This is a genomic window from Halobacillus sp. ABA4_118 (assembly GCF_056160205.1).
This window is the reverse complement of sequence record NZ_JBSWWS010000001.1, coordinates 2,786,578-2,803,492: the sequence shown is the minus strand read 5'-3', so window position 1 is coordinate 2,803,492 and position 16,915 is coordinate 2,786,578. Positions and strand designations below refer to the sequence as shown.

The window sequence follows — 16,915 nt, the reverse complement described above, 5'->3', positions numbered from 1 at the left end:
TGAGGACGATAACATGGAACGGACAATCATTACCCCCACTCAGTTTTTCTCACTCATGCTTTTATTCCTGACAGGAACCACCATTATTGTAGGCTTGAACTTCACAGCGCTGCAGGATAGTGGATTTGCTGTACTCTTCGAGATGGCCGCCGGTACTTTCATGTTCTATTTTTATATGTACCTCTCTGAAAAAAGAGGGTGGCAGAATCTCAGTGGAATCTTAACCCAAGCGTACGGAAAAACAACAGCCAAAGTAATCATTCTGTTCTACAGCTTGTACTTTCTCTATATTGCCGGCCGCGTAACCACAGACTTTTCCTTTTTCGTGACGCACATTATTTTTCAGGACACTCCCCCGTGGGTCATTATGATCCCGTTTCTGATGGTCATCGGTTACTCGACGGTCTTAGGGATCGAAGCTGTCGCCCGTAGTGCAGAAATTCTTGTTTTCTTTACGATAATGCTTTTGGTTATGTTATGGGGCCTTGGGTTCTTATCCGAAGAATTCGATCCCATCTACCTGCTTCCATTATTCGATCAGGATTGGTCTGTCCTGCTCTCCATGATTTTCCCTACGGGTATCAGCTTTCCCTATGGAGAGTTGATCGTATTCACAGTTCTGTTTTCCTTGGTAAAAAATAAAGAAACAGTGAAACGCTACGCCTGGGTCCCTATTTCAGCAGCAGGCTTTATCATTATCATCACGATGGAGCTTGTCATCGGCATCCTGCATGCACCGATGGCAGAACAGTATTTCTTTCCTTTTGCTAAGGCGATGGAGCTTGTCACTTATTTTTCCTTTATTGAACACCTTGAGATTTTCACCACTCTTTTACTTCTGAGCGGCGTATTTATCAAAGTATTTATCTTTGCCTATGCAGCCTTCAGCCTTTTCAAGGAATCGTTTCCTATGAAAAAAACAAAGCTCTGGCACAGCTTTGTTCTCATCTTCCTGATTGGCGTCATGTCGATGATTGCTTCTGAAAACCTGATCCAGCACTTGCAGATCGGACTGAAGGTCGTCCCTTATGCCCTTCATATTCCCTTCCAATTCGGGATCCCCATCCTTACCGCCTTCGTTTTAATCCTAAAACGGCGGAAATAATGCAGGAAGAAAGCCCGCCCTTATTGGTACATAAGGGCGGGCTTTTTTCACTGCGCTTGTTCGTCCGGTTCGTGAATGCCGATAAGGTTGCCCTCCGTGTCATGGAAATATCCCTGCCAGGCCATACCAGGCAGTGCATATTTCGGCATAGCGACGGTGCCCCCCTGCTCTTTGATCAAAGCTTCGGTGCGGTCGAAATTCTCGACACTCATCGTACAGACAAAGCTGTTGACTGCCTGTCCTTTTTCCGGGGCCGGTCCCTGACGCTGCATAAGTGCCCCGTTGATGCCCGGAGTAGAAGCATCCCCGGTCACAGCTCCGAAATAAGGCATCCCTGCATATTCACTGTAATCCTCGTACGTCCAGCCAAAGACACGGCTGTAAAATTCCTTCGCCCTCTCCATATCATCCACATGAATTTCAAAATGTACCAGACGGCTCAAAGGCTTCTCCTCCTTTTGGATATGCTATTTATTTACATTCGACTCCAAAAAGAAGATTCCTCCTTTCCAAGGAGAACCGTTGAATCAGCTGCTGGATTCTTCGAACATTTTTTCCTTCATCGCATAGATGGCCGCCTGGGTGCGGTCATGGACGTCGAGCTTGCTTAATAGATGACTCACATGCGTTTTCACCGTTTTCTCTGTGATGAACAAAGCAGCAGCTATTTCCTTATTGCTCTTTCCAAGGGTAATTTGATAGAGTACATCTTTTTCCCGTTTCGTCAGCTTGAACGGAGCATCAGGAGCCCGTCCTGTTTGATTCTGGTTCATTTCCGTTAAAAGCAACTGGGTCGCTTTCGGGTGGAGCAGTTTTTCACCTCGGTGAGCGGCGCGGATGGTCCGGACGAGCTCATCCGGGTCTACGTCCTTCAGCTGATATCCGGACGCACCTGCCTGAAGGGCGGGGATAACGTGGTCCTGATCGGAATAACTGGTCAGAACGACGATTTTCGATTCTGGATACCGTTGAAGAATCTCCTTAGACGCCTCTACCCCATCCATCACCGGCATCATCAAATCCATCAGGATGACATCAGGAGAACACTCCTCCATTTTTTCCAATGCCGTCCGGCCATTTTCCGCTTCTCCCACCACTTCGATATCCTGCTGGGTATTCAAAAAGAACTTCAGTCCGCGCAGAACGATTAAATGATCATCGACGAGCATCACCCGTATACTCATTCCATCCGCTCCTTTCGGTTTCCCTTATGAGGGAGAAATACTCGTACTTCTGTCCCCCGTCCCTTCACACTTTGAATGGAAAACGAACCGCCGGCCAGTTCGGCCCGCTCTTTCATACTTGTCAATCCAAGGGTGCGGGCCTCAGCATCTTCATGATCATCGATTCCAGGACCACAATCGGATAGCACCATACCTGCCCCTGTTTTTGTTTCATAAAAGTGGACGGCAGCGCTCGTCTCGTTGGTGTGTTTCTTGATATTATTAAGGGCTTCCTGGCCGATCCGCCATAATGTCTCCTCCGCATTCCCCGACCAGTCCGGGACCTGCTCCATATCGATATCCAGCGTGATGCCGAGATGGACGGCATATTTTTTCAAAGCTGCACTCAACCCTTCTTCAATCCCGACCGGACGGAGCTGCCAGATCAGCGACCGCATTTCCTTCTGGGACTCCTGAGAAAGCAGCAGCATGTCCTCCAGCATCTCCCGGAGGTCCTGCCGGTCATCTGGAATCATTTCTTTTACTCCACGGGCAGTTAAAGAAAGGGAAAAAAGCTTTTGATTGACTGAATCGTGCAGATCTCTGGCAAGGCGCTTCCTTTCTTCATGCAGCAAAAGCTCCCGGCGTTCTTTCTGAAGGTTCAGACTCTCAGCTGCAAGAGCCATGTTCCGGACGAGGGCCTGTTGGACTTCAGTATCTCTGCGCTGAAAAGGCTGTCTGCTGCCTGAGACCGTATGAAGCAGCCCAACGGTCTCGTCCTTTATGGTGATGGGATGGATGGCCTCTGATTCTCCGTTTTTTTCTGGAACCTGCTTAATCTCTTCCGAAAATTCCCCGCCGCTTGACGCTTGTTTTATGTACACATGGTTGTTCTTCACGTACATGGCTGCCGCCTGCCAGCCAAAATGAGCCATTCCTTTCGTGACTGTGGTCTGACATATGCCAGGGATGTCTTCTTCCTTGTTGATGGAACGAACCACCTTATTCAGCTTTTCATAAAGCTCTGCTCTTTTCTGTTCCTCATGATACAGCCTCGTCCGCTTGATGGCGGTTCCGATCTGATAGGCGACGGACTGCATCAAGGTCAGTTCTTCCTCTGAAAAATGTTCCTTATAAGGGGCTGCGATATTCAATATCCCGAAGAATTCCGTCCCGTCGCCAAGGGGAATCGTTGCATGGTGGGAGATTCCCTCCGTGTCTCCACGTTTGTTTTTCACAGCTTCTGTAATCCGCTTGCATTCAATGATATTGACCGGCTCTGTCAGTTTGTTGTTCCAATAGCGGTGCAGGCAGTGGCAGTCACCCGAACACATCGGCGCTTTTTCCTCTCTGGAAAGCGCCGGCGGCAGACCGTAATCGGCGATCAGCGTATAATGCGGCTCCTCATCAACGAGAAAGATCCAGCCCGCTTCCAAATGGGTCAGCTCCAACAGCTTCTCAAGGACAGCCTGGAGCATTTCATGCATGTCGTTACAAAGATTCAAAGTTTCCGCGATCCCTTTCATGATTGTTAATTCTTCCACACGGTCAAACGTACGCATCCTTTTCCTCCGTTTCCATCAGTTTGTTACGGGAAGGTATTGGTGAAACTCAGCAAGGACGCTGTCCAGCCGGTCCTCCGTTCCTTTCTTTAATCCGCCCTCCGCATCGAAATCCTCCGGGTCGAAGACCATCTGCTGCGGAAGTATCATGGCATACAGGCCCCGGCCGACCGTCCTCATCTGGTTGACCGCATTTATACCGCCTTTTCCTCCGCCACAGACAGAAAACAGAAGGGTTGGTTTCCCTTTGAAATAGGACCCATCCAGAAATTCGAGCGCATTTTTCAAGGCTCCGCTCATCCCGTTATGATATTCCGGAGATACCCAGACAAACGCGTCCGTTTCCGCTGCGGTTTTTTTGAATTTCATGACAGCCGGGTGATGCTCCTGCTGTTTTGTACCATCAAATAAAGGCAGCTGCTCTTCACTCAAATCAATCAGCGAAGCCTGAAGCTTCTCCGCCACCTTTGTGGCTGCCTGCCTTGTCCGTCCCTGCTTTCTTGGTGTTCCACTAATCACTGTTATGTTCATTTCGATTCCTCCTTGCTCTTATCCTATCTCTGAAAGGAAAAACCGGACTCCGGGAAATGACGGAACTTTTTCTACAACTTTGGACGGAAAACGTTCGTTCGTGATTGAAAAATCGAGACAGCTTTCTCTCATCGATGTTGATCGGCATACACCTTTGCCGTTACACCAAAACGGGCTTTAAAGGCCCTGGAAAACGTACTGAGGGACTGATACCCCACATCAAAGGCCGTTGTCGTAATATCACGTCCTGGATTCATCAGCTGTCTTGCCGCTTCCTCCAGCCGGATCTCATGAATGTACGCTCTTGGCGTCCGTCCCATCTGTTTCACGAACACCCGGTGCAGATGGTATTTGCTCAAATTCATTTGAAAGGCGACCACATCCAGCGTCAGATCCTCCCTGAAATGTTCTTATACAAAGGCCTGTACCTGGGCAGCAATCCCTTCTGGACTGTGAAGATGATCGGCTGCTGCCTGCTGCCATAAGTTTGTGTGAGAGCCCTCTATATGGGTGAGGATGGTTTCTGTAAAAGCTTCCTCGTTGGACAGTACCTGATCGATTCCTTGAAAAGCCGCTGTCTGCATCTGTTTTTCTGCTTCCTTCACGACTGCAGCGGGAACGGTCTGGAGTGCTGAAAAATCTACGGGGGAGACACTTTGTCCAAGCCGCCCCTCCAGGACCTTCCGGACAACAGTCTCGTTAAAGCTGATCAGCATAATCATCCCTCCCCCTGAAGCTTCATGCTGATGGACATCACCAGGAGGCACAATCAGTGCTTTTTCCGCATCCAGATGCAGATGCGTACCGTTATGGCGGACGGCGATGCTCCGGGACATGGGAATACTGATCTGGTAATGGTCGTGAGGGTGCGCTTCATCCGCCTCCCCCTGCTGTAAATCGAATAGTAACACTCCGGTATGCTCGAGATCGAGCCTCATTTCCATGCTGCATCTTCCTTTATTGAGCAAGATTTGCTGATATAACCGCAAGAACCGCCACGTCCGCCCTTCCTTCTTTCCAATACAATAGGTTTACTTCCTAAGGAAAGGGGTCTTAGTAATGGAAACACGGACGATAATGATTCAGACCGGCGGGCATGCGCTCCTATCCTTTATCTCCATCCTTTTACTTCCGTTTTTAACTCTGTATATGTATGACCGATTCGACGAAAACCTCAGTCTGACTGCTTTGGTCATTGGCATCCAGCCCTTCACGGAAATTCTTTTCACACTGCTTTTCAGCAGGTGGATCGACCGCTTCGGCCGAAGACCAGTGCTTTTAGGTTCTCTGGTGTTTCAACTAGCGGCGATGGTTGGATTTATCGTGGCTCAAGATGTATGGACGTTTGCCGTCTGTGCTTTTTTGAATGGCCTTGGGCGGTTTGTCTACATCCCTGCGGCCAGGGCGCAGATATCAGAAACGGTTCCTTTGGAGAAACAAACACGGACGTTTGCGCTGCTGGAGACAGGTTCAAATATCGGCGCCCTGGCCGGACCTGCGGTTGGAGCGGTGCTTTTCAGCTGGCATCCACCGTTATTGTTCGCTCTGCTGGCCGTGCTCACCTCCATCTATGCCTTGATCGTCTGGCTGTGGCTGCCGGAGTCATGGACCGGCGTCCTTACAGAAGTTTCAGAGCGGAAGCCTGTCCCCTATAAAAAACCAGCCTTCCTTGCCTGCAGCATGCTGCCGATCAGTCTGTTTCATGCCCAGATGGAAACGAACTGGCCGATTTACTTGAAAGAGAATATGGAACATTACCTCTGGACGTTTTCAGTCCTGCAGATGTCCGGCACGCTCTTCTTTATCTGCTTTGAAGTCCTGCTTGTCCATTGGGCGGAAAAATGGCCGCGGATACGGGTCATCCAGACCGGATGGCTGTTTTATACAGCCGCTGCTTTTGGTTTTGCGTTTTCCACTCATTTCGTTGGACTTATTGTATCACAGCTGTTGTTGTGTATTGGGGCTGTTCTGGTGCTCAATCCGATGCAGACGTTCATCAGCACAATCGCCCCGCAGGCTCATAAAGGAAGATATTTCGCCTTGTTCGGCCTGCACTGGGATTTCTCCCGGTCCGCTGGTCCATTCACAGGCGGCCTCATGCTTTCCTTTTTCGGTGGAGGATGGTTGTTTTCCACGCTTGGAATCCTCCTGATCATCGGCGGATTCATTCAGACAAACCGCCTGACCATCTATTCCATGGATGAACCAGACAGGATGGCCGGATGATGGATGTGCATCCAGAAGCACTCACACAAAAACCCGTCCTCTCCTCTTATCCTGGGACGGGTTAAATGATATACGTAAACAAGGCGGCCCGTTCAATACCAGTAGTAAGGGTAAAAGGGACCGAAACGGCGGATGCCCCAGAACGGAAAGCCGAATAAACCGAAAGGACCGAAAAACGGAAAGAACAAACGGCTGTCAGCACTGCCCTGGCTCTGCGGCACCTGATGCTGACCGGCAGGCTTGAGCAAATACAGCTGTTCGTCGTCGAAGCTGTGCAGGATGCCGGCATGAACGGAACCATCATGATTTTCGATCTGGATCATTTGATAAAGGTGCTGATGGAAGAAATCCTTCGCTCCCTGCTTCTGTCCTCCGGTTCGGGGAGACCTATGAGACGGATGATGCATCATCGAGACCCTCCTTTTTCTCCCCATCGTATGACAGAAGCCTAAAAGCGTGCTAATCCCATTGTTTAAGCGAGAGCCACAATTTCTTCAGTTTCCGTTCCACAGGCTTTCCTTTACCGGACTGCTGCTTCTGCCATTCGTTGTAACTGGCCGTCGCGATCAATAACAACCCTGCCGTCAACAGGTACACCCACCACGGCGCCCGGCCCCAGTAGGGCTTCGTCTGGTAGATGACATTGAAAATGAGCACACCCATTCCTGTAAAAAAGTACGATTTAATCTTCAGCTGCATCCCCGCCAACATGGACACGACGGATAAACCGCCAATGATCCACGCATCCCAGAGCGTATGACTGATGATCGCATCGCTCACAAGATAGGCCGCAATGAAAAGAAGGAGCGCGGACTGCACGTGACTCATGGCCACCCTGTACTCGTGCCACGTTCGTTTTCGTAACAGATAAAGGACGAACAGCAGCGGCAGGGTATACAGTTCAGCTTCCAATAGATCAGGAACGTAGGCATCATAGTCAACAAGGATCCAAAGATACGCCATGTAAAAACAGACGCTCCCGATCGTGTAGGACACCTTATCAAACAAGGGACGGTTCCATCTTGAAGCGGATACCATCATCCACGAGCCTGTGAGAAGCAGCGGCAGGACTTCCACCCATGCGTTCCCGTAGGCTGCCGTATAGATCGTAAGAAAACCGATATAAAGCAGGGCGGTGAACGCATAGGCATCGACTTTCTGTCTGGAAGCGATGAGAGAACGGAACAGGTACCAACCTGCCCCGTACACGAGCACAGCCGCAGATGCAAGAACCGGAATCCATACGTCCCTGCCCCAAATCTGTCCGATGTTCTCCCACATCAACAGCGTGAGAAGCAGCGGCAGGAACAGGACATACCACCAGCGGCGGAGATGAATCAACACAAGCGTGATGATGACGTATGCACACATAGGTGCAATTTCCCAGGAAGCTATAAGGCCGCTGCGGCTCATGATCAGCGCAAGACCAAGAATGGAAAATGGGATCAAAAACCAGTCCAGGCGTTTTTTCCATGGATGAGACAAAAAGGTCCAGACGAACCCGAGAATAACCGTAGTCATCATAAACGCATATTCGCCCGGAATCAGCGTCCAAAGACCCCACTCCTCTGAAAGCGTGTAAATCAAAACATAGACAAGGAAGGCAGCGGCATAAAGCATCAACCGCCGGCCAATCTCTCGTTCTTCCCGCCAGGAGCTCCAGCTGTACACACCAAGAGGGACAAGGAAAAACAGGGGATGAACGCCCTCTGTTCCAAGCGTCGTCAGCCACATCAACCCGATGATGACCGGAAGCATACCATGAGCCAGCACGTAAAAGGACGGACGGAGCCCGAGCGCTTTCCCTTTTTCTGCTAGGACAAGCAGCCATACCGGTGCAAACAGACTATATACGAGCGCTCCTTCAAATCCGGGAAGCGGCAGGGGTTTGATGAGCGACAAGTAAAAACCCGCTGTTGTTAAGGCCGGAAAAATCCAAAGGGACGCCTTCGATCCATAAACTGTCAAACCGTACGTGACGAATAAACCGATAAACAATAACAGCGGGCGGACAAATATCTGATCCACGAGCGGATCGACAAGCAGCAGAGCCATAGCTGCGATATAGGTGCCCTGCCCGATGTAAAACATCTTGATCTCCAATGGTTTTTCCTTCAAGAGCCGCCAACCGCCTGCTCCGGCTAACAGAAGCAGCCCGGAACACGCCAAATGAAACGAATATCCAAAACCATCTCCATACGCCGGAAGCCGGTCTGTCATCGGCTGGTAGATGAGAATCATGGAAGTCAAGAGGGCTGCGGGATGAAACCACTGGGCCGTCCATCGCCAATCCTGTTCAGCTCCCTTTTTATAGACGGCCACGGCGAGCGCTGAGCTCACGAGAAACTGAAGCGATAGATGACCATAGGCCTCCATCGTCCAAGTCAGCGTAATACAAGCAGCCATGGCCAGCAGGCTTATGTAAAAGCTGCTGAACTTAACCGGCTGCAGCCAGCGTCCTTCTCCCCAAACGCCCGGGTACAGGCAGAGAAGCGCAGCGGCAGTATAGACAAACAGATACATCGGTCCACTGCCAATCAGTGACCAGAGCTGAGCGGCACTGATTATATAAAAAACCGGAGCCATATACTTGAAAATGGCACGTCCTGAAACAACAGCAAGCAGCAGGTAGTTGATCATGATGATCAGATACGCAGCCAGAAGCAGCCAGGAATCCTGTTCAGCACGGAGCTGCAGACTCTGGAACGTAATATAGATAAAAGCACAAATGGAAACGACACCACTCGTATAGTGGAACATCTTTTTGACAAAGCTCTGCTGCTTCACGGCATAGGCAAAACCTACATAAAGCAGACCTGCCGCGGGAAATATCACCTCTTCAATGTGCTGCAGCGGCGAGTGTTCAACGAGCTGATAGACAGCATAGGCGAGCATTGCGGAAAAGACGAATTGATATTCCTTCGTCCCGTAGATAAATACCATCGCCATATACATGGCCGCTGTAAGCAGCAGGTTAAAGCTGTAAAAGACCTCCTCTTCAAAAAAGAAGAGCATGAACAGAGTCGATAAGACGAGATGCAGCTGGGTATATAACGGCAGTTCTTTCGTAAACAGCTGCCAGCGCTTTTGTTTTCTAAAACGGATATACCCTCCAAGCAGAGCAGCGTTGTAGACCATAACGATGAGGTAAAACCCATCTGTACCGACAGGCAGCGCCCCGGCCGCAAACGCCGTGGTCATGCTCATGAAAACCAGCGATATCCATACATACAGCCGCGAGCGGTAAACCATGGCATGGCGGATATACAAAGGCAGTGGGACCAGCGTTCCTGACACCCCCAGGATGTAGCACCCTTCTCCGTCCAACGAAAAATAGCTGCCAAACAGTTCAAAATAACCGGCTGCAAGAATGGCTACCGGAATCAATAAACTGCCGAGTGTCAAAAAGGCGAAAGCCGTTTTTTCAATGCCAAGCACCCTTTTCGTCCCGTAACTGAGCGCAAAGAAGAAGAGGGATACTCCAATGATGGCCGTGAGCTTCGCCCCGGGCCCCATCTGATCCCATTGACTCGTTGCAAGAATCACCCCTGTCATAAGCAGCAGGGCTACTCCGAGGATCAAGGACCACGTAATGTTCCGCTCCCTTACCTCTTCCGGTGACTTCTGCTTTTTCACCTTCTTTACCGGTTCAGCCGGCATAGGACTTTCCTTATTAACGGGTTCGGAAGCTTCCTGACGCTCGATCCTTGCGGCCACGGCTTCCTTATAGTGTTGATCTTGTTTTTTCACATATGTATAAGTCGCTTCATCGATGTAGCCTTCGCTTCGCAATCGATTCAGCCTCTCGTGGAAGTATTCATCTTTCAGCTGATCGGCATATTTCCCCATCGCTCTCCCTCCTATCCCATCCATTGTAACACCAGGATGGCAATATTTGGGTCGCGAATAAAAAAACGTCCGCCCCTTCTTTTGAAGAGCCGGACGTTTCCATCAGGACGACATCGTTTGTTTTTCAGAGGCTTGATGGTTTCTGCGCCGGCGCCACATCATCATTTCCAGCGCGGCCATACAGATCAGCAGCCAGCCGAGACCAAGCGCGAGACCTGCAGCGATATCAGTGAAATAGTGCACCCCGATAAACGTCCGGCTTACAGCGATAAGAACGATGACCGCTGATAAAAAAACATTGATCGTCCATTTCCATTTTTTATGAAGGGGGCTGATGACGACCAGATAAATCAAAAACCCATAAAAAGCCATCGCTCCTGACGAATGACCACTCGGAAAACTGTAGCCCACACCGTCATACTGCTCCAGCACTTCCGGACGCTGCCGTTCAAACAGCAGTTTGAGGCCCTTTGTTAACGCACTGATGCCGATCATATTGACGAGGAAGAACACCCACAGCCACCGGCTCGTTTTAGAAAAGAAAGCCAGATAAATCAGCGTCACAGCAGAAGCAGCCGTGATCCACCAGACAGATCCAAGCTCCGTCACCGTTCCCATGAACTGATCAAGTCCAGGGGTGGACAGCGATGCTGTTATATTCGACACGGCCTGATCGACCGCAAATTTTTCGTCTTCCATCACATCTTCCGCCAGCTCAATAAAGCCGTAAAACGCCGCACCCATCAAAAAGAAGCCGATGATGACTGTAACGACAGAGGCTTTGGAGGGCTCGGAAGGATGAATACCACGGAATAGCATAATGATGATCTCCTTTCACCCAAGTTCAACTACTCTTCTCTTACCCCTCCCCACACCCTGCGCAAACAACTGAAAATGTCTGGATCAGCCTGTTCGTTGATAGATCTGCCATTTCGTTGAGATACTCCTAAACGATTGGCTGCCTCCAGAAAATCATTGATCAAACCATATGTTCATGGAAAAACGCACAAAAAAAGCACAGGAACAAGTCCTGTGCGTGCGTTCATTTCGGAGTCGGGGTCCCTTGGTGATGAACCATCTTCCACGAGTCTCCGTACTTTTTCCAAATGGAGCTCCGCCATGACGTTTTCCCTGTCTCTTTGATATGAAGCAGGAAAGTGGTCAGTGCAGCATCTTCGGCGAGCTGCTGTACTTGAAACTGCTCACATGACAGACCGCGGTCCTCTTCCAGAGGCAGACGTTCGAGCACATGGTCTTTTCCAAAGACAGCACCGGTGCTGGAGATTTCCTGGAAGTCATCGGCGAGCCGCCGGTCGAGTTCTTCTCTCGAAGACCTCACCCCGGCCGTCAACAGCTCTGTTTCCTGCTGATATAGATGGGCATGCACGCTCATGATGAGCGCACCTTTTGTTCAATAAGTCCGAAGCCGATACCAGTCGGATCGACGAGATAGGCGAGGTAAAAATCCTCGTATTCCATTTTCTCCTTTACGACGAGAGCGCCTCTCTGCTCCGCCTCGGCCATCGTTTCATCAATGGAGGCCACTTCGACCTGGATGCGGGCGCCGTGCGGGAAATCAGCGCCTCCTTTTGAAATGCCGCCATAGAGCCCGTTTTCCTGACCGGTTGACACCGGGGCATACCCCCAGGAAGGCTCTCCGACGTCCCAGCCGAACACTCCCTTATAAAAGGCTGCCGCTTTTTCCGGCTGTTGACTGCTTAGTTCAAACCCTACGACTTTTCCTTTTCTATCAATCATCCTCATTCTCCTCCATTCAAGAATGCCGCCCCATTAAAGCCGGCATCACCCGCCAGCTTTCCTCGATGACACATCCGTCTCCTGTCAGTGTAGACACAAGATCTCCAGGTTTAGCGTTTGTCAGAAGTTTCGGAAACACATCCGATTGATAACGTCTATGAAACGATTCATCTGCCCAGCTCGATAAAATAAGGTAACAGCTCTCACTCTCTGTATGCCCGGCGAAAAATCCGCCGGTCATTCCCGGAGATGAAGCCATTCCAGGATTCCAAACATTTTCCTGCACCTCAAGGAAACTTTGAACTCTTTCCTTTTTCACATGAGTGAATGCCAGACGCAGAAAGGCTCCCTCTCCAAAAATTCCGGCAGGCTCAGAGCCCTTGATGTTAAACAGCGGTTCATACAATTGTACGTCCAGCTTCTCGTACATCTGATCCTGCCCTGACTGATGAAATATCTCATCATGGTTGTTCTTCATAAAGGTGTCGTAAAAGTGACGGTCCTCCCAGAAAGCAAGAATAAAAGCACGGCAGGGATGCTTTTTGCTCCAGCCGCCGGCCTGCCCTAAAAATCCGGGTATATCCCTGAGCCGGCTCCATGAAGCCTGCGCTTCGGAAAAGGCCTGTTTCTTTTCAGGACTCACTTTACATTTGATTAATTTGATCAGCATGCAGATTCTCCTTATCCATGCACATGTACCCAGCCAGCATCCAACAAAAAATCTTTCCTTGTAAGGGAACGGGATTCCAGGATCTCCCTGTATGAGGTGATAGTTCCATCATGGGACAATAAAAACACTCTCCCTTTTTTCCATTTTCGGCACCGATGGAGAAACCGCCGACCATGATCGAAGAATACCTCATCATTCATATGATTGATGCCGTGGTCCCATAATTCAGGCTCACATATCTCATCCACATGGAGACAGGAAGCGGATACTTCTTCGATAGATATTATTTCGTCACAAGGGAGCGTTTTACATCCCGGTCTCTGCGGAAAAATCCGTGGCCCTGCCCAAGGAGTGACCATTCCCTCTGCCTCTCCTGAGTGATTCCAGTAATGAAACGTCTCAAGTGTACGGACCGTCGGACTGATGTAGACAAAGTCCCCGCTCCTGAGGGGAAGTGTCTTATGCAGTTCTGCTGCCTGCTGCTTTCCTTCTCCAGTTAAAGCGGGATGCCGGCGGTGCAGACTTTCCGGCGGATTCACCGTATGCCAAGCTTCCGCATGTCGGACAAAGGTCACATCCACCCTTTTTCACCACCTAAAATAAGAAACAGAGGAATCCTCATGCGCCGTTCATATTCCTTTTTCTCAAGAAAAGCGTCCGGCTCCGGGCAGCCTTCTTTCAGTCCTGTTATCCGGAACCCCGCCTGCAGAAGTTCCTGAACGTATGCTTCTACAGGACGGTGATATTTGATGACCTCATGATCGATCCAATGTTCCTTCCGCTCTCCTCTATGAAAATAATCATCCACCACCCAGTTCGTACGCCCCCCAGGCTGATCAGACGGCGCTGTAGTCGATGTTAGAAGCGGATGCTGCACACTGAATACAAAGCGGCCGCCGGGCTTCAGGCCTTGATAGACGCTTCGGAAGACAACGGACACCTCTTCTATATAATGGAGCACCATCCTTGAAGTAATCAGATCATAGGCTTCCGGTCCCATTCTAAAGTCTTCCACCATTGTATGGTGAAGACGGGCACGGGCGGCTTTCAAGTTTTCCTGTGCGGCCTTAAACATGTTTGCTGATCCTTCTACTCCCTCATAGATCCGGCAGCCGGCCCTGCAAAGGTCCAATCCAAAGGAGCCATCCCCACAGCCGAGGTCCAGCACCCGCTGGTCATGAACCTCTCCCACCATGTTTAGAAAAGCCGGCTTTTCCATCGCATTATTCGGACTATCATGGCGGTTGCGACGGTGTAAAAAAGCATCAAAAAATTCATTTTCGTCATAAATAGATGAACCGTTGTATCCCATCCTGCCCCTCCTGATCAGTCATCATAAAATTCCATATGCGGCTTCGTCTTTTTGTAATGATCCATCCTGTCCGCCAATGTCCCGGTATGAAACTCGAATTTATGCCCATCAGGATCTGTAAAATAGACCGATGACCGATCGCCGGCTTCCCTTTCCCTTCCGCTCAAAATGTTTACACCCCGGTCCTCCAGCTTCAAGACCATTGATGGGAGTTCGTTTTCCTCTATGGAAAAAGCGGTATGCGTGTAGAACGCCTGCTCAGGCCTCGGTATATCCTTTTCTTCGTTAAGGGCCACCCATATCCCTGCAAGATCAAAGTAAGCGGTCGTTCTCCCCTTCGCAAGAAGACGCGCTCCGAAAATGTCCTGATAAAAATGGATGGAGCGCTCCAGGTCGGAGACTGAATAAAGAAGATGGTTCAATCCGGCTGCCTTCATCCACCGTCACCCTTTCTATGAAACTTCGTTTATTATTTCAAAATAATTGAATATTTTCAATCATATTCCACACAAAAAACCCCGGGATGCGTTCTCATTCCCGGGGTTCTCCACAGCGGCATGTGTAGGCTTCGAAGGTATATGTCTGATAAAGCAGCGGAACGGCTCCCTTTTCCGCCGGCGTCTGATAGACTTCGACAAGAGGAGCCACATCCTGCGCGGCCGCTCTGGCTGTAGCAGCCTCTATATCCTCTTCCTTTTCAATTTCATAACGGTTCATAGCTTCAAATAATGATTCGTGCGGACAGACATCATAGGTGATCGCTGTAAAAGCACTCATGATACGCCACCTTCTTCTTCATAATAATCGAGAACAGCATCTACATAATAGATATCCCCATAACAGGCATCATACTGCTCCGCTTCTTCCCGGATACAGCTGTATTCCCCCGTATCCTTCAACTCTTCATATTTTTCCGCTGAAAAAGAAATGGCCAGTTCCTGTGTATATTCACCGCCACGGTTCATGACATAATCGATGAAGCCAGCCCCGAAGTTGTAGGCCTGCAGGGCAAGCTTGACATCGCCATCTGCCTTTTCCAACGTTGTGGCAAAGTAGGAAACGCCCTGCCGGATCGATACTTCCGGATCCTCAATACACCCGACTTCCCCGCAGTAGGACTCAGACGCCTGCATCGGATCATCTCCTCGGCCGCCGGATTCCTGCATCATAAGGGCAAGCAGCACATCCGACTGGTCTGCAATCCCCTCTTCCGCTGCGTAGTTCTCCACTTCCTCTTCATACTGCCGGACACTGTCTGAGAGCGGGTCCGTCTCCTCTTCGACGATACTGCTCATCACTCCACCACCACCAGCTTCCTGTACGATGAGATAAACAAGACCGGCCGCTAAAAGGAGAAAAAGAAAAGGTCTCCACGGGCCGGATGCGTTACGTTTACTGGATGCCATTGCCTTTCCTCCTTTTCTTCTCTCTTTATCATACAATAGGATGAAGAGATTGATAGAATAAATGCTCATGAAACCGTACACTGAAGAGCTTATAAAGTATTCCAAAAGTCCTGTTCTACTCCCCTATACAGCCATACAGACCAACAGAATGTTCTCTAACTTTTAAACGAAGGAACTGTTAACGTTCACTGTTGATTTTATTACAAAAAGGAACTTCCAATTTAATGAAAGGTCCTTTTTGTATTTGACTTATTCAACTAAATCCTTTTTACGTTAAGATGTGATTCCGGATATCTTGAAGCAGATTTCTAACTAAGTCATCCATTAGATAAAAGGATTAAATAACGTTGACGTTGTATTATACATTAAATATTCGAGGGCAGTTTTGGATTAAAATAAAAACTAACAGACCATACAAATATAATCAGATATTTCATGAAGTTCTTCAATCTTCCTTTCCCCCCTTTTTAAACAGTCGCCCCCGTTCGTATTATAAGGTTAAACAGTTTATCTGGTTGACCTATTTTTATAGGTTATTCTTTAAGTAGCCGGGTAGGACGTTCGCCCCCGTGGGACTCTGATTCCGTCCAGAATACTGTCCACCCCCTACTTGTAGAAACACGTTTGAGGCTGGTTGGGACCTGGATCCCGTATAACAAGCTAAGCTATGACACTACAAGCTAGGTTAGGTGCTGCCGATGAATTTAACAAAAGGACGTTCTTAATACATATACGGTACCATCCCAATTGAGTTTCAAATCGCCTGAAATCTCGAAATCAAGCCTTTAACTAACCTGCCCAAAACAAGAATAGGGCGATTCTTCTATTAAAGAATTGCCCCGTTTCAGTAAGACTCAATTTCAAGATATTGAAGTTAATGATCAACTAACACAACATATAATTCAATAAATAAGAAAGAAAGTAATTATTTTCTAAGCCGTACCTATAAATAAACCTAAAATATTAAGAAAGATAAACCAACTAAACGTTCCAATACTAAGAAAAACCGCTATCAAAGAGAAGGTTTTAAAAGAATCTTTGTGATTTCGTTTTTCATAAAAAAAGATAAACAAAGAAAAAATTAAACTGATAGATAGCAAAACTCCCAATGCAGCATTATAATTACCTACCCTAATACCTAAATAATTGTCTAGACCAAAAAGAGTGATTGCAATATAAAACAGATTAACTAATAATGCTATCCCTAAGAAAAATGACCTCACCATCAATCCTCCTATTCGTCAAAATCACCACACTAATATCATTTCAGTAACTTAGAATGACTTCATAAAATAAAGTCATGAAAACACCTAACCTACCTCCTTTAACTTTG

The 16,915-nt window shown here is 48.7% G+C and carries 20 protein-coding genes; 2 read left to right on the top strand and 18 right to left on the bottom strand.

The annotated features are described in order from the left end of the window. Positions 1-13 precede the first annotated feature (13 nt). A complete protein-coding gene (locus ACXAGL_RS14100; protein WP_474991434.1) occupies positions 14-1,105 on the top strand; it encodes a GerAB/ArcD/ProY family transporter in 1,092 nt (363 codons plus the stop codon). 47 nt (positions 1,106-1,152) lie between these two features. Here ACXAGL_RS14100 and ACXAGL_RS14095 read toward each other — a convergent pair whose 3' ends face one another. The 6 genes from ACXAGL_RS14095 to ACXAGL_RS14070 all read right to left on the bottom strand — a co-directional run bounded on the left by ACXAGL_RS14095 (position 1,153) and on the right by ACXAGL_RS14070 (position 5,305). Then, a complete protein-coding gene (locus tag ACXAGL_RS14095; RefSeq protein ID WP_474991433.1) occupies positions 1,153-1,548 on the bottom strand; it encodes a VOC family protein in 396 nt (131 codons plus the stop codon). Between the two features lie 84 nt (positions 1,549-1,632). Then, positions 1,633-2,289: a response regulator gene (locus tag ACXAGL_RS14090; RefSeq protein ID WP_474971769.1), complete on the bottom strand. Its 657-nt coding sequence runs from the start codon at positions 2,287-2,289 to the stop codon at positions 1,633-1,635. Then, complete coding sequence (locus ACXAGL_RS14085; protein ID WP_474991432.1) at positions 2,286-3,830, bottom strand: GAF domain-containing sensor histidine kinase; 1,545 nt, start codon at positions 3,828-3,830, stop codon at positions 2,286-2,288. The genes ACXAGL_RS14090 and ACXAGL_RS14085 overlap by 4 nt, the downstream gene beginning before the upstream one ends. 18 nt (positions 3,831-3,848) lie before the next feature. Continuing rightward, positions 3,849-4,361, bottom strand: coding sequence for an NADPH-dependent FMN reductase (locus tag ACXAGL_RS14080; RefSeq protein WP_474991431.1), 513 nt, complete (start codon positions 4,359-4,361; stop codon positions 3,849-3,851). A gap of 128 nt (positions 4,362-4,489) precedes the next feature. Further along, positions 4,490-4,726, bottom strand: coding sequence for a helix-turn-helix transcriptional regulator (locus tag ACXAGL_RS14075; protein WP_474991429.1), 237 nt, complete (start codon positions 4,724-4,726; stop codon positions 4,490-4,492). Between the two features lie 45 nt (positions 4,727-4,771). Further along, positions 4,772-5,305, bottom strand: a complete 534-nt coding sequence (locus ACXAGL_RS14070) for an AraC family ligand binding domain-containing protein (RefSeq protein WP_474991427.1) — start codon at positions 5,303-5,305, stop codon at positions 4,772-4,774. Positions 5,306-5,420: 115 nt separating this feature from the next. Here ACXAGL_RS14070 and ACXAGL_RS14065 point away from each other — a divergent pair, with 115 nt between their 5' ends. Then, positions 5,421-6,587: an MDR family MFS transporter gene (locus tag ACXAGL_RS14065; RefSeq protein WP_474991426.1), complete on the top strand. Its 1,167-nt coding sequence runs from the start codon at positions 5,421-5,423 to the stop codon at positions 6,585-6,587. Between the two features lie 92 nt (positions 6,588-6,679). On the opposite strand, the gene ACXAGL_RS14060 is transcribed toward ACXAGL_RS14065, so the two are convergent. From ACXAGL_RS14060 to ACXAGL_RS14005, 12 genes are all read right to left on the bottom strand, one after another. Next, a complete protein-coding gene (locus tag ACXAGL_RS14060; protein ID WP_474991424.1) occupies positions 6,680-6,997 on the bottom strand; it encodes a hypothetical protein in 318 nt (105 codons plus the stop codon). A gap of 49 nt (positions 6,998-7,046) precedes the next feature. Beyond that, on the bottom strand, positions 7,047-10,436 hold the full coding sequence (locus ACXAGL_RS14055; protein WP_474991423.1) for an SCO7613 C-terminal domain-containing membrane protein: 3,390 nt from the start codon (positions 10,434-10,436) through the stop codon (positions 7,047-7,049). A gap of 102 nt (positions 10,437-10,538) precedes the next feature. Beyond that, a complete protein-coding gene (locus ACXAGL_RS14050) occupies positions 10,539-11,255 on the bottom strand; it encodes a phosphatase PAP2 family protein (RefSeq protein WP_474967991.1) in 717 nt (238 codons plus the stop codon). Positions 11,256-11,478: 223 nt separating this feature from the next. Further along, positions 11,479-11,829: a nuclear transport factor 2 family protein gene (locus ACXAGL_RS14045; RefSeq protein WP_474991422.1), complete on the bottom strand. Its 351-nt coding sequence runs from the start codon at positions 11,827-11,829 to the stop codon at positions 11,479-11,481. Beyond that, positions 11,826-12,194 (bottom strand): VOC family protein, encoded by a 369-nt coding sequence (locus tag ACXAGL_RS14040; RefSeq protein WP_474991421.1) that lies wholly within the window; start codon positions 12,192-12,194, stop codon positions 11,826-11,828. The genes ACXAGL_RS14045 and ACXAGL_RS14040 overlap by 4 nt, the downstream gene beginning before the upstream one ends. Positions 12,195-12,210: 16 nt before the next feature. Further along, on the bottom strand, positions 12,211-12,864 hold the full coding sequence (locus ACXAGL_RS14035; protein WP_474991420.1) for a YdbC family protein: 654 nt from the start codon (positions 12,862-12,864) through the stop codon (positions 12,211-12,213). An 11-nt stretch (positions 12,865-12,875) separates the two neighbouring features. Further along, the gene (locus ACXAGL_RS14030) at positions 12,876-13,445 is read right to left on the bottom strand and encodes a histidine phosphatase family protein (protein ID WP_474991419.1); all 570 of its coding nucleotides are present in this window, start codon (positions 13,443-13,445) and stop codon (positions 12,876-12,878) included. After that, complete coding sequence (locus ACXAGL_RS14025; RefSeq protein ID WP_474991418.1) at positions 13,436-14,176, bottom strand: class I SAM-dependent DNA methyltransferase; 741 nt, start codon at positions 14,174-14,176, stop codon at positions 13,436-13,438. Before ACXAGL_RS14025 ends, ACXAGL_RS14030 begins: the two co-directional genes overlap by 10 nt. A 14-nt stretch (positions 14,177-14,190) precedes the next feature. Then, on the bottom strand, positions 14,191-14,613 hold the full coding sequence (fosB, locus tag ACXAGL_RS14020; protein ID WP_474991417.1) for a metallothiol transferase FosB: 423 nt from the start codon (positions 14,611-14,613) through the stop codon (positions 14,191-14,193). Between the two features lie 94 nt (positions 14,614-14,707). Continuing rightward, positions 14,708-14,953, bottom strand: a complete 246-nt coding sequence (locus ACXAGL_RS14015; RefSeq protein ID WP_474991416.1) for a hypothetical protein — start codon at positions 14,951-14,953, stop codon at positions 14,708-14,710. Then, positions 14,950-15,582 carry a lysozyme family protein gene (locus ACXAGL_RS14010; RefSeq protein WP_474971782.1) on the bottom strand — a complete coding sequence of 211 codons (633 nt, stop codon included), beginning with the start codon at positions 15,580-15,582 and terminating at the stop codon, positions 14,950-14,952. The genes ACXAGL_RS14015 and ACXAGL_RS14010 overlap by 4 nt, the downstream gene beginning before the upstream one ends. A 932-nt stretch (positions 15,583-16,514) precedes the next feature. Beyond that, positions 16,515-16,805, bottom strand: coding sequence for a hypothetical protein (locus ACXAGL_RS14005; protein ID WP_474991415.1), 291 nt, complete (start codon positions 16,803-16,805; stop codon positions 16,515-16,517). Positions 16,806-16,915 lie beyond the last annotated feature (110 nt).

Coding starts and splice junctions, on each gene's coding strand:
- ACXAGL_RS14080 (WP_474991431.1), bottom strand. CDS start 4,361: ATGAACATAACAGTGATTAGTGGAACACCAAGAAAGCAGGGACGGACA.
- ACXAGL_RS14090 (WP_474971769.1), bottom strand. CDS start 2,289: ATGAGTATACGGGTGATGCTCGTCGATGATCATTTAATCGTTCTGCGC.
- ACXAGL_RS14050 (WP_474967991.1), bottom strand. CDS start 11,255: ATGCTATTCCGTGGTATTCATCCTTCCGAGCCCTCCAAAGCCTCTGTC.
- ACXAGL_RS14075 (WP_474991429.1), bottom strand. CDS start 4,726: ATGAATTTGAGCAAATACCATCTGCACCGGGTGTTCGTGAAACAGATG.
- ACXAGL_RS14055 (WP_474991423.1), bottom strand. CDS start 10,436: ATGGGGAAATATGCCGATCAGCTGAAAGATGAATACTTCCACGAGAGG.
- ACXAGL_RS14010 (WP_474971782.1), bottom strand. CDS start 15,582: ATGGCATCCAGTAAACGTAACGCATCCGGCCCGTGGAGACCTTTTCTT.
- ACXAGL_RS14070 (WP_474991427.1), bottom strand. CDS start 5,305: ATGGAAATGAGGCTCGATCTCGAGCATACCGGAGTGTTACTATTCGAT.
- fosB (WP_474991417.1), bottom strand. CDS start 14,613: ATGAAGGCAGCCGGATTGAACCATCTTCTTTATTCAGTCTCCGACCTG.
- ACXAGL_RS14065 (WP_474991426.1), top strand. CDS start 5,421: ATGGAAACACGGACGATAATGATTCAGACCGGCGGGCATGCGCTCCTA.
- ACXAGL_RS14045 (WP_474991422.1), bottom strand. CDS start 11,829: ATGAGCGTGCATGCCCATCTATATCAGCAGGAAACAGAGCTGTTGACG.
- ACXAGL_RS14025 (WP_474991418.1), bottom strand. CDS start 14,176: ATGGGATACAACGGTTCATCTATTTATGACGAAAATGAATTTTTTGAT.
- ACXAGL_RS14100 (WP_474991434.1), top strand. CDS start 14: ATGGAACGGACAATCATTACCCCCACTCAGTTTTTCTCACTCATGCTT.
- ACXAGL_RS14040 (WP_474991421.1), bottom strand. CDS start 12,194: ATGATTGATAGAAAAGGAAAAGTCGTAGGGTTTGAACTAAGCAGTCAA.
- ACXAGL_RS14015 (WP_474991416.1), bottom strand. CDS start 14,953: ATGAGTGCTTTTACAGCGATCACCTATGATGTCTGTCCGCACGAATCA.
- ACXAGL_RS14060 (WP_474991424.1), bottom strand. CDS start 6,997: ATGATGCATCATCCGTCTCATAGGTCTCCCCGAACCGGAGGACAGAAG.
- ACXAGL_RS14085 (WP_474991432.1), bottom strand. CDS start 3,830: ATGCGTACGTTTGACCGTGTGGAAGAATTAACAATCATGAAAGGGATC.
- ACXAGL_RS14035 (WP_474991420.1), bottom strand. CDS start 12,864: ATGCTGATCAAATTAATCAAATGTAAAGTGAGTCCTGAAAAGAAACAG.